The following is a 12386-nucleotide window of genomic DNA, read 5'->3' as shown; positions in this document are numbered from 1 at the left end:
AGCAATGAGAACAACAATAGAGAGTGTATCCAAAGTGGCTTTGCTGTTTTGCGCCAGCGCCTTTAGTCAGGTGTGGGCAGTGGCAACCCTGCAGGAGATCAAGGTCAATCCGCTGCTTGCCGATCAATTGCTGGTGGAGCTCAGTTTCAGTGAGCCGGTCACCGGCTTTACCGATCGTCTCTCTTATCAACCCAATCAGTTGTTGTTGCATGTTCCCGGTGCGGTGGGGGCGCTCAAAGTGAACCCGCTGTCGATCCAGCGCCGGGGGGTTGATAATATCAAGGTTGAGGGCAAGGGGGCGGGTCTGGATATCAAGATCGCGCTCGATCAGCTGGCCCCTTATCAGGTGCAGCAACAGGGTAACAAATTGCTGGTGTCAGTGGGTGAGGGGGCGTCCTCCGGGCTCATCAGTGGTGAGAGCGCCCTCATTGCCCCCACAGCCTCGGCTACCCCTGTGCCAGCGCCCTCTGCGATGGTGGCCACTCCCTCTCCCTCGGGGCTGCTCAATCCTCAGGTTGTTGCTCGGTCGATGCCTGTGGCGCCCGCGACAACGCCGGTAGCAACGCAGCCCGCTAGCAAGCCGGTGCTCAACAACAATCAGAGCAGTGGAGGCGGCGCCTATTTCAACTCGGTGACCGGTGTGGATTTTCGTCGTGGCAAAGAGGGTCAGGGGGAGTTTCTGGTCACGCTGGATAACAGCTCAGCGGCCGTTGATGTGAGTAGCCGTGGCCAGACCGTTCTGGCCAAGTTTCATGGCACTCGGGTGCCGGATGGTTTGCTTAATCTGATCAATGTGCAGGATTTTGCGACGCCGGTCTCCCAGGTTGAAGTCTCCCGGCAGGGGAGCGATACCCTGTTTGAGCTGTCGATCAATGGTCAGTTTGATTACCGCTACGATCAGGCAGACAAGCTCTTCATTATCGAGGTGAAAAAGCGGACGACGGCCACGGCATCCAAGCAGTATCAGGGCAAGCCCATCTCATTGAACTTCCAGGATATTCCTGTTCGTACCGTGCTGCAGCTGATCGCCGATTTCAACAATCTCAACCTGGTAACCACAGATTCTGTGTCTGGCAATATCACCCTGCGTCTGGACGGGGTGCCGTGGGAACAGGCGCTCGACATCATTTTGAAGGTGCGGGGTCTCGACAAGCGGTTGGACAACAACATTCTGCTGGTGGCGCCGGCAGAGGAAATTGCCGCACGCGAGAAACAACAACTGGAGAGCCGCAATCAGGTTGCTGATTTGGCACAGCTCTATACCGAATATCTGCAGATCAACTATGCCAAGGCCTCGGAAGTGGCGGCTCTGCTCTCTTCCGAAAGCACCAAGCTGCTGTCATCCCGCGGGGCGGTGAGTGTCGATGAGCGCACCAACGTGCTGGTAGTCAAAGACACGGCAGAGGTCATCAGCAGCATCAAGCGGATGCTTGATATCCTCGATATACCGGTCAAGCAGGTGGTTATCGAGGCGCGGATGGTGACTATTGATGATGGCTTTGATGAGGCGCTTGGGGTGCGGTGGGGGGTGACCAAGAACGATGGTCATGGCAACAGTACGTCCGGCTCTATCGAGGGGAATGATAGTTCTGGTAACAACAATGGCGGTTCGACAATTACCAGACCGACAGCAGACGATCGGATGAACGTCAACCTGCCGGTGACCAATGCGGCCGGTACTTTGGCCTTCCAGGTGGCCCGTCTGGCTGATGGCACCTTGCTGGATCTCGAGTTATCGGCGCTGGAAAAAGAGAGCAAGGCCGAGATTATCGCCAGTCCGCGGGTGACCACGGCGAACCAGAAACCGGCGTTGATCGAACAGGGTACCGAGATCCCCTATGTGGAGTCCTCTTCCAGTGGGGCAACCTCGGTCACCTTCAAGAAGGCGGTATTGAGCTTGAAGGTTACCCCGCAGATCACCCCTGACAATCGGGTGATTCTCGATCTGACCGTGACCCAGGATACCAAGGGTGAAACCGTGCCAACCGGTACCGGTGATGCTGTCTCCATCAACGCCCAGTCCATCACCACTCAGGTGTTGGTGAACAATGGCGAGACGCTGGTGCTCGGCGGTATCTATCAGCAGACCATCAAGAGCGATGTGACCAAGGTGCCGCTGCTGGGCGATATCCCCGGATTGGGAGCCCTGTTCCGCAAGACCACCAGCGAGAACAAAAAGCGGGAATTGCTGATTTTCGTGACGCCCAAGATAGTCACCGACGCCTTCTGAATGCTTTACATGTGAGGGTAAAACACATATAACCTTACGCCCCAACGAGGCTGGGGCGTAAGGGCTGCGGTTGCCAGTCCTGATATCTATTGAGATAATCCCCCTCCTGATCCATCGCAAGATAAGGTTCATAGGTACCCCGATCCAGTGTTCATCGGGGTCGTACAGTTTGTAATTACTAACGAAAAGACATGGCTGAGAAACGCAATATTTTCCTGATAGGTCCCATGGGTGCGGGCAAGAGCACCATAGGTAGACATCTGGCAGAACAACTGCATATGGAGTTTTTCGACTCAGATCATGAGATTGAGCGCCGCAGTGGTGCTGATATCGGCTGGGTGTTCGATGTTGAAGGCGAAGAAGGGTTCCGGATTCGCGAAGAGAAGGTGATCGGCGAATTGTCAGAGCAGCAGGGTATCGTGTTGGCGACGGGTGGCGGTGCCATCAAGAGTCGCGAAACCCGCAACAAGTTGTCTGCTCGTGGCATCGTGGTCTACCTCGAAACCACTATTGAAAAGCAGTTGGCGCGCACACAGCGAGACAAACGCCGCCCTCTGCTACAGACCGAAGAACCGGCACGCGAAGTGCTGGAACGTCTGGCGCAAGAGCGCAATGCCCTGTACGAAGAGGTTGCCGACTTTGTTGTGCATACCGATGACCAGAGCGCAAAAATCGTTGCCAATCAAATTGTAAAGCTGATCGGTATGTAATCTAGAGGACGTCCATGGAACGGTTGAAGGTCGAACTGGGTGAACGCAGCTATCCCATCGAGATAGCTGCCGGGTTGTTGCAGCGCCCCGAGGCGCTGGTATCGACCATTAAGGGCAAGCGGGTGATGATAGTGACCAACACGGTCGTTGCTCCGCTCTATCTTGAACGGGTAACGGCCCTGCTGTCGGGTTTTCAGGTTGAACACCTGATCCTGCCTGACGGCGAGGCATACAAGAACCTGGCGACCTTTGAGCAGATCATGTCTGCTCTGCTTGAAACCAACCATGGGCGCGATACGACACTGATCGCTCTGGGGGGCGGCGTGATCGGGGATCTGGTGGGCTTTGCGGCAGCAAGCTATCAACGTGGCATTCCTTTTATCCAGATCCCGACCACCCTGCTCTCCCAGGTCGACTCCTCTGTCGGCGGTAAAACCGCTGTCAACCACCCCCTCGGCAAGAACATGATTGGGGCTTTTTATCAGCCTAAACAGGTTGTTATCGATACCGAATGTCTGAGTACCTTGCCTGCCCGCGAATTTGCCGCGGGGATGGCCGAGGTGATCAAGTACGGCATCATTTGGGATGCTGATTTCTTCAGCTGGCTGGAGCAGAACATGGTGCGTCTGCAACAGCTGGAACCTGCCGCGCTGGCCTACGCCATCAAACGCTGCTGCGAGATCAAAGCCGATGTGGTCGGTCAGGATGAGACCGAGCACGGCGTCCGTGCGCTGCTCAATTTGGGCCACACCTTTGGTCATGCCATCGAGGCCGAGCAAGGTTATGGTAACTGGCTGCACGGTGAAGCAGTATCCGCCGGCACCATGCTGGCTGCCTGGACTGCGCAGGCCCGTGGCGAAATGAGCGAAGCGGACGTTGCGCGTGTGCGCGCCCTGCTGCTGGCCGCCAATCTGCCCATTCATGCGCCTGCCGAGATGGATTTCGCCGCCTTTATTCGCCATATGCGCCGTGACAAGAAGGTGCTGGAAGGCAAGCTGCGTCTGGTGTTGCCGGTTGGCATCGGCCATGCGCAGGTGGTGGGGGATGTGTCCGATGCCGAGTTGCTGGCGGTGATCGAGTCTGGTCGTGACGAATAAACTGCTAAAACTTCCTTCCCAGCGGCAGCTGGTTGACCGGCTGCTGCATCTGATTGAATTCAATCACCCCTTCATTTTTCTCTCCGGTAAACCCGGTTGTGGTCGCGGTACCCTGTGCGAATCCCTGCTCGGCGTGTTGCCGGAAAAAGTGCGGGTGGTAAGCCTGATTGGTACGCCTGCCATGAAGATGGTGGATGTGCGTCAGCTGTTATTGCCACAGGTAGTGGCGCGGCCGTTGTTCAATCCACAGGATGCGCTGGCGGAGAGCTTCTTTCGCATGCTGGAGGGGAGCAAGCCTGCCACCCTGCTGCTGTTGATAGAGCGGGCCGACCAGTTGCCGGCCGAGCTGCTGGGAGAGTTGTGGGCGATCATCCGTCATAACGATACCCTGGCGGTGCCCCATCAGCTGGCCATTATCGTCTCGGGCAGTGACGTCTGGTGTCGTGCGCAACGACCGCTGCTCAAAGGGCGCGCCATGCCGGCCCTGGAGCTGGAAGTGCCGCCACTGAGCCCGCCCGAGCAGCGCATCTTCTTGTATGAGAAAGCCAAAGCGCTCAAGATCCCGGCGACCCTCTTGCCCAAGCTGCAAGTGGAAGAGATCCTGAAAACGGCGAACGGACATCCGTCCACCATCATGCAGTTACTGGAGGATATCATGACCGACAGAAGGCCCAAGAAGCGTCAGGCGGAGTTGCCTGTCAAGAAGATTGCCACAGCTATCGCGCTGGTCGCAGGCGGCCTGCTGGCGCTGAGCTACCTGTTGCCTGCGTTGTTTGATCATGAAAGCAAACCGGCACTGCAGGATCCGGCACAGAACACGGCATTGCCGATCCCGGTGGCAGGAGGAGACCCTCTTACTGCGGGTGACTCGAATGCCGATGCTGCTGCACAAGGCGCACAAAACAGCGGTGCAGCCAGCAATCCCAACGGGGTGGTGAAGGATTGGCAGCCGGAAGCGAAAGTGCTGCCCAAATCGGTGGAGAGCGAAACCATGACCACCGAATCAACCAATTACGAAGGGCGTCGGGTGGTGATCTCTGACGAGGTCGTGCAAAAGCTGATGACCGAACCCAAGGTGAGCGGCGCACTGCCTACTGACGTGGTGGACGAGCTGACCGGCAAGAGCCCGAACGGTGTAATCACCAGTGGCGCCGTTGCAACCACGGCGCCAGCCAGCACCAGCACCAGCAAGGCACAGAGCCCGGTGACAACCCCAACGCCTGCGGCTACCACCAACACCGCCAGCAGCGAGCCGGTTGCCGCGCCGGCACCCAAGGTTGCCCTGACACCGGTCGCCACCTTGAACAAGAAGCCGCGCAACCACTACAGTGTGCAGCTGATGGGGGCGAGCAACACCAAGGCGGTGGATCAATTTGTCGCCGAGCATGGTCTGGCGGGCAAGGTATGGGTCTATCAGACCAAATTCCGTGGCAGCCCCTGGTACGTGGTGCTGCAAGGGGATTATGCTGGTCTGACCCAGGCCAAGAGTGCCATTCGCAAGCTCTCGCCAGCCTTGCTGAAAGGTCAGCCCTGGCCCAAGTCGTTTGCACAGGTACAAAAAGAGCTGAAGCAATAGCCTTGATACCGGATAAGGGGGTAGAATCGTCCCCCTTTTTGGGTCTTGCCTTCTTACACACCGGATTTCCATGAAAAAAACACGCGCTTTTTTAAAATGGGCCGGGGGAAAATACTCCCTGGTTGAAGAGATTGCCGAGCGCCTGCCGGCCGGGCGTGTGTTGCTGGAGCCCTTCGTCGGGGCCGGGTCTGTGTTTCTCAACACCGACTACGACGCGTATGTGCTCAACGACATCAATCCGGATCTGATCTGCCTGTACAACCACCTCAAGCTGACGCCTGACCGATTCATCGCCGAGGCGCGCAAGCTGTTTGTGGCTGAACACAACCACAAAGCCGCCTATTACCGGTTGCGTACCCAGTTCAATCAGACCGAGACCACCTTCGAGCGGGCACTGCTGTTCCTGTTTCTCAACCGTCACGGTTTCAACGGGCTGTGCCGTTATAACAAGAAGGGCGGTTTCAACGTGCCGTTCGGTTCCTATAAGAAGCCCTATTTCCCGGAAAAAGAGCTGTGGGCCTTTGCCGAAAAGGCGCAGAAGGCGACCTTTATCTGCGAGAGCTACGCCAACGCCATCAAGCGTGCCGAAGAGGATTGGGTGATCTACTGCGATCCTCCCTATGCACCGCTCTCCACGACCGCCAGCTTTACCAGCTATGCCTCCGGTGGTTTTACCCTGGATGATCAGGCGATCCTGGCGCGACTGGCCCGTCACACCGCCGCTCACAAAGGGGTGCCGGTGTTGATCAGCAACCACGATATCGAGCTGACTCGCGAGCTTTACCGTGGCGCTCGTCTCGATGAGATCCTGGTCAAGCGCACCATCAGCCGCAACGGCGGCACCCGTAACAAGGTGGCCGAGTTGCTGGCGCTCTATCCTCCCGGCATCGAGCCGGAGCAGGGCTACTATCCCAGCGACAGCGAACTGCTGCCACTGGCGTAACAGACAATGCGGCGCCCGAAGGTGCCGTTTTTTATGGTGCGCCGGGTACGGCGCATTGTGCATGGAAGGGGCACTTTACCCGAGCCACACCGCTGATGAAAGCGGGCCTGGAGGTCGACATGTGAGCGGCGTGGTCTGTGATGGCGCAGTGGGCCAGCCACTGGAACCATGCGGTGAGGACGCAATGGTTCGAGAGGTTGGGACGGGTGTCATGGAACGTCATCGACAGATCTAGCGTTAACATGAACCGCCATATGTGGAACCGTACGTAGGGTGGGGTGAGAGGACGGCGGGAGCGAACTCGCCTCCTATTTCATGTGAAGTTCTGACCTTGCTCACAAAAAATGAAAACAAATAAAAAATAGTGAAATGTTGTTTTGTTTTTCTTTGCGCGCCGTTTATTCTACCTCTCATTCAGGTTGTGACGTGAGTCGAACGCAGTAATATCGACTCGTGCCGGCAACCCATCCATCAGACTTCATTCTCTTTTTTGAAACGGACAAGCACCATGAAAATTGCACTCATCAACGAAAACAGCCAGGCCGCCAAGAACGACGCGATCTTCAATGCGCTCAAGACCGTTGCCGAGCCCATGGGCCATACAGTCTACAACTACGGCATGTACTCCCCGGAAGACAAGACCCAGCTGACCTACGTGATGAACGGCCTGCTGACTGCCATCCTGCTCAACACCAAGGCGGCTGATTTCGTGGTAACCGGCTGCGGTACCGGTATGGGCGCCATGCTGGCGGCCAACGCTTTCCCGGGCGTGCAGTGCGGCCTGGTGATCGATCCGACCGACGCCTTCCTGTTTGGCCAGATCAACGACGGTAACGCCATCTCCATGCCCTATGCCAAGGGCTTTGGCTGGGCTGCCGAGCTGAATCTGCAAGACGTGTATCGCAAGCTGTTTGAAGGTGAGCGTGGTCTGGGCTATCCCCGTGAGCGTGCTGCCATCATGGCCAAGAACCGCGGCATTCTCTCTCAGGTTAAGGAAGTGACCCACCAGGACATGCTGACTATCCTGAAGAACATCGATCAGGATCTGCTCAAGACCGCCATTTCCGGCGAGAAGTTCCAGGAATACTTCTTTGCCAACTGCCAGGACGCCGTCATCGCTGACTACCTGAAGACTGTGCTGGCTGCCTGATCAGTTACAAGGTCAGCACGCTCCTCTCCTCCTGTGCTCCTGTGTTGACCTTGAGGCCCGCCTTTGGCGGGCCTCACCTTTTATCCGGTTTGCAGGGCCATAGGTCTGATGAACGAAGCGTAATCAGACGTTCGCGAAAACCGGTTGCCATCATTCTGCTGGTCATCCATCTGCACGCTATCCCCATTGCCACGGAGCGTGCGATGTGGCCGGTTACGCTTCGCTAATCGACCCGACTTGCTGCTCGCAGAGCGTCTTCTCGTTGACGGTACTGGGGGGTGAGGTTGAAGAGTGACGCAAGCCGGGTAGCATTGCTGGTATGAAGGACGTCGAGAGCCTGGTCGATACGCATAGAAAATCCGAAACCAATCAACAGGTTTCGGATTTTTACACATCAGGATGATCGGCCAAGGGATCCTTAACTGAGCAGCATTAGGTCACTTGGGTGCTCTTTTGTCGAGGCGGGGAGATTAGAGTTTCTCCAGATCTCGCTCAATTTCGCTGATCTTGTTCTGCACCACTTTTTCCAGGTGGCGCAGGTCGCGCAGGATCTTCTGCTTGATATCCTGATCGGCCTGCAGGTGGACGCCCTGGGTCAGGTTGTCCAGCTCATCCACCACATACTTGAGGTTGGCGTTGATCTCGGTGACATCCTTGTACTCATGGGTACCGGAGTCGACCAGCATGGTCTTGCGCTGGCGGGGATACTTGAATTTGACACTCTTGGCGAAGAACTCGCCCTTCTGTTTCTTGAAGTAGATCTTGAGGATGTCGTGGTTGGCCTCCTGGCGCAGGGTATAACTGTCGACGGAGGTGGGTTCCTGGATCCCCAGGCTCTTCAGATTCTCGTACATCGGGCTTCCTCGGTGTGAAACGATCCTATCCCGTCTATCTTAACCGAAGCCTCATGGCTTGCCTGTGACAGGGGCGCCAAAATCAAAAGGGCGCCATCAGACGCCCTTTTCATCATCGCACCACGGAATTACTCGTCGATGGAGCGTAGCAGGGCGTTGATGCCGACTTTGGCACGAGTCTTGGCATCGACCTTCTTGACGATCACTGCCGCGTAGAGGCTGTACTTGCCGCACTTGGAGGGCAGGGAGCCGGAGACGACCACGGAGCCGGCTGGTACGCGACCGTAGTGGATCTCGCCGGTTTCACGGTCATAGATGCGGGTGGACTGGCCGATGAAGACGCCCATGGAGATGACGGAACCTTCCTCGACGATCACCCCTTCAACGACTTCGGAGCGGGCACCGATAAAGCAGTTGTCTTCGATGATGGTCGGGTTGGCTTGCAGTGGCTCCAATACGCCGCCGATGCCGACGCCGCCGGAGAGGTGTACGTTTTTACCGATCTGGGCGCAAGAGCCGACGGTAGCCCAGGTATCGACCATGGTACCTTCATCAACGAAGGCGCCGATGTTGACGTAGGAGGGCATCAACACGGTATTGGGGGCGATAAAGGCACCTTTGCGGGCCGTTGCCGGCGGCACCACGCGCACACCCGCTTCCTTGAACTGCTCGGCGGTGTAGTCGGAGAACTTGAGGGGAACTTTGTCGTAGTACTGGGCATCGTCACCCTTGATGATGCCGTTGTCGTTGATGCGGAAGTAGAGCAGTACCGCTTTCTTCAACCACTGATGGACAACCCACTCACCGGCGATCTTCTCGGCCACCCGCGCCTTGCCGGAGTCCAGCAGGTCGATGGTTTGCAGGATGGCGGACTTGGTGGCGCTATCCACGGAGCCCGGAGTAATGGTGTCGCGGCGCTCGAAGGCCGCTTCAATGATCTGTTGCAACTCGGTCATGACAGGTTTCCTCTAAAAAATTCTGTTTGTTGTATCACACTTTTCCGACTTTTTTTAAGGGGGTGACCGGAATTCTTCCGGCCTGCGACCATTTCTTGATCCTGTGTGCGCCAACCATTTGTTTGGCATGGCAAAAAACGCCCGACAATCAGCCTCTTTTGAATCATTTATCGCTTAATCCAGTACCGACTGCTGGGGGTTGAGCTGGTGTACCAGTCGCTCTTCCAGTTGTTGTTGCTGCTCGGTAGTCAATGGCTCGCCATCGAGGCTGGTCAGGCTGAAAAAGTCCTCGACCCGCTCGCCGAAGGTGGCGATTTTGGCGGCGTGCAGCGACAGCCCGCACTGCTGGAATACCGCGCCGATCCGGGCCAGCAGGCCGGGGGTGTCGAGGGTGGTCAGCTCCATCAGGGTGTGGCGGCTCTCCCCCTTAGTGGGTGAGGAGCGGGGCAGGAAGACCACCCGGGTCGGCACGCTGAACTGGCGGTGGCGCCGTGACAACGGCTTGTTGCGCAGCACCAGCTTGCCCGGCTCCTGCAGCGCCTTCTCCAGCGCCTTCTTGATGGTGGCGGTGCGATTGGGGCTGATGGGTTCGCCGCTTGGCTCCAGCACTATGAAGGTATCGAGCACGAAGTTGCTGCGCGAGTTCATGATTTGGGCGTCGTGGATGTTGAGGTTCTTCTGATCCAGCGCCGAGGCAACGGTGGCAAACAGATTCGGGGTATCGCGGCAGTAGATAAACACCTCGCTGCCGCCGCGGGTCGGGTGTTTGCCGATGATCACCAGCGGTGCAGGATTGTCGCCATGCTCGATGATGTGGCGGCAGTGCCAGGCGATCTGCTCCGGGCTGTGGCGCAGGAAGTAATCCGCCTTGAAATCGGCCCAGAGCTGGTTGATCGCATCAAGCGACACATCCCGTTGCGCCAGTAGTTGCTTGGCCTGACGCTGGTTCTCGCGAATGCGCAGCCGCATGTCGGGCGGGTTCTCCAGTCCCTGGCGCAGCGCCTTCTGGGTCGCGAAGTAGAGCTCCCGCAGCAGGGTACCCTTCCAGTCGTTCCACAGGGTATCGTTGGTGGCGCAGATATCGGCCACGGTGAGGCAGTAGAGCAGGTCGAGGTGCTGCTCGTCGCGCACTTTCTGGGCAAAGTCGGTGACCACGTCGGGGTCGTAGATATCGCGGCGCTGGGCGGTGACCGACATCAGCAGGTGGTGGCGCACCAGCCAGGCCACCAGTCGACTCTCGTAGCGATCCAGACCGTGTAACTGGCAGAACTCCAGCGCATCGACCGCGCCGAGTTCAGAGTGATCGCCGCGCCGCCCCTTGGCGATGTCGTGGAACAGGGCGGCGATGCTGAGCAGCTCCGGTTTGCGCAGCCGGGTTAAGACCTCGTGGCAGAGTGGGTGGCTCTGGCGACTGGCCGGATTGGGGAACTGGTGAATGTTCTTGAGCAGCCGGTGGGTGTGCTCATCCACCGTGTAGGCGTGGAACATGTCGAACTGCATCTGGCCGACGATCAGGTTCCATTGCGGCAGATAGGCGGCGAGGATGCCGTATTTGTGCATCAGGGTGAGCGGCAGGCCGATGCCGTTGGGGTGGCGCAGCAGCGCCATAAACAGGCGACGGCAGTCGGGCAGGTCCTGCAACCAGCAGTTGAGTTTGCGGCGCGCCTCGCGCAGCTGGCGCAAGGTGGCCGAGTGGATGCCCGCAATCTCGGGATGTTGGGCCATCTGATAGAAGAGGCGCAGGATGGCGGCCGGTTCACAGCTAAACAGCTCCGCATCCACCGCATCGATGAGGCGGCCACGGAGCTGGAACTCATCGGAGAGGCGGCGTACATCCATGGCGGTGTTGCCGAGGATCGCCTCGTCAAACAGCTGCAGCAGCATCTCGTTGAGTTCGGAGACCCGCCGCACCGTCTGGTAGAAGCGTTTCATCATCTGCTCGACCGGGGTGTTGCCTTCCCCCTCGAACCCCAACATCTGGGCTACGGTGCGTTGGCGATCGAACAGCAGGCGGTTATCCCCTTTGTTGATGGCCATGTGCAGAGCAAAGCGCACCTTCCACAGGAAATTCTGGCAGTCGAGCAGCTCGCGGTACTCGGCGCGGTTGAGAAAGCCGTGGCTGGTCATCTCGAACAGGGTGGTGGCGCCGAAGTGGCGGCGAGCAACCCAGGCGAGGGTTTGAATGTCGCGCAGGCCGCCCGGATTGCTCTTGAGATCGGGCTCCAGCTTGTAGGCGGTGCCGAGAAACTGCTGATGACGTTCCGCCTGCTCCTGCCGTTTGGCGCGAAAGAAGGCTTCGCTTGGCCAGAAGTGCTGGGGGCCGGTGGCCTCTTTCAGTTGCCGGAAGCCCTCCTGGCGACCTGTGATATAGCGGGCCTCGATCAGGTTGGTGGCCACCGTGATATCGGCGCGCCCCTGTTCGAGGCACTCGGCCACGTTGCGCACCGCCTGACCTACTTCCAGCCTGAGATCCCACAACAAGGTGATGAACTCGCCGATCCGCAGTCCCAGCACCTCGTCCAGCTCGTCGCCGTCATAGAGGATCAGCAGGTCGATGTCGGAGTGAGGATGCAACTCGCCGCGGCCATAGCCCCCCACCGCAATGAGGGTGAGGTCGCTCTTGTCGAAGCCGAACTTCTGCCAGAGGCGGCAGAGCAGCTGATCCATGTACTCGGAGCGGGTGGCGACCAGCTCGATGATGTTGTCACCAGCATCGAAACGGGCGTGCAGCCAGCCGAGAAAGCGGCTCAGGTACTCTTTGCAGTTGTCGCGGGTGAGCTGGTCATCGGGTAACAAATGGGGGGAAAGCAGGCTGGCGTCCATGGCATCTCACACGCAAGTGGCAGGCAAAGGGCTGAAACAGAAGTAAA

General features: G+C 58.0%; 9 protein-coding genes. 6 read left to right on the top strand and 3 right to left on the bottom strand.

All coding sequences use genetic code 11. From position 1 onward, the window contains the following. The first annotated feature begins 4 nt into the window (after nt 1–4). From NMD14_14595 to NMD14_14570, 6 genes are all read left to right on the top strand, one after another. Complete coding sequence (locus NMD14_14595; protein XEI31981.1) at nt 5–2230, top strand: type IV pilus secretin PilQ family protein; 2226 nt, start codon at nt 5–7, stop codon at nt 2228–2230. A gap of 191 nt (nt 2231–2421) precedes the next feature. Continuing rightward, complete coding sequence (aroK, locus tag NMD14_14590) at nt 2422–2940, top strand: shikimate kinase AroK (protein ID XEI31980.1); 519 nt, start codon at nt 2422–2424, stop codon at nt 2938–2940. A gap of 14 nt (nt 2941–2954) precedes the next feature. Continuing rightward, nucleotides 2955–4037 carry a 3-dehydroquinate synthase gene (gene aroB / locus NMD14_14585; protein ID XEI31979.1) on the top strand — a complete coding sequence of 361 codons (1083 nt, stop codon included), beginning with the start codon at nt 2955–2957 and terminating at the stop codon, nt 4035–4037. After that, entirely contained in the window at nt 4027–5613 is a 1587-nt protein-coding gene (locus tag NMD14_14580) for an SPOR domain-containing protein (protein ID XEI31978.1), read from the top strand. Before aroB ends, NMD14_14580 begins: the two co-directional genes overlap by 11 nt. A gap of 70 nt (nt 5614–5683) precedes the next feature. After that, nucleotides 5684–6556 carry a Dam family site-specific DNA-(adenine-N6)-methyltransferase gene (locus NMD14_14575; GenBank protein XEI31977.1) on the top strand — a complete coding sequence of 291 codons (873 nt, stop codon included), beginning with the start codon at nt 5684–5686 and terminating at the stop codon, nt 6554–6556. Nucleotides 6557–7064: 508 nt separating this feature from the next. After that, nucleotides 7065–7706, top strand: coding sequence for an RpiB/LacA/LacB family sugar-phosphate isomerase (locus NMD14_14570; protein XEI31976.1), 642 nt, complete (start codon nt 7065–7067; stop codon nt 7704–7706). Nucleotides 7707–8176: 470 nt separating this feature from the next. Here NMD14_14570 and NMD14_14565 read toward each other — a convergent pair whose 3' ends face one another. The 3 genes from NMD14_14565 to glnD all read right to left on the bottom strand — a co-directional run bounded on the left by NMD14_14565 (nt 8177) and on the right by glnD (nt 12339). Then, entirely contained in the window at nt 8177–8560 is a 384-nt protein-coding gene (locus NMD14_14565; protein XEI31975.1) for a DUF3461 family protein, read from the bottom strand. A gap of 128 nt (nt 8561–8688) precedes the next feature. After that, the gene (gene dapD / locus NMD14_14560) at nt 8689–9516 is read right to left on the bottom strand and encodes a 2,3,4,5-tetrahydropyridine-2,6-dicarboxylate N-succinyltransferase (protein XEI31974.1); all 828 of its coding nucleotides are present in this window, start codon (nt 9514–9516) and stop codon (nt 8689–8691) included. Between the two features lie 174 nt (nt 9517–9690). Continuing rightward, nucleotides 9691–12339 carry a bifunctional uridylyltransferase/uridylyl-removing protein GlnD gene (gene glnD, locus NMD14_14555; GenBank protein ID XEI31973.1) on the bottom strand — a complete coding sequence of 883 codons (2649 nt, stop codon included), beginning with the start codon at nt 12337–12339 and terminating at the stop codon, nt 9691–9693. Nucleotides 12340–12386: the final 47 nt, after the last annotated feature.

Source organism: Aeromonas veronii (assembly GCA_041319085.1).
Taxonomy (GTDB): Bacteria; Pseudomonadota; Gammaproteobacteria; order Enterobacterales; family Aeromonadaceae; genus Aeromonas; species Aeromonas veronii_F.
The sequence above is the reverse complement of the archived record's forward strand: the minus strand, read 5'-3'. Positions and strand labels throughout refer to the sequence as shown.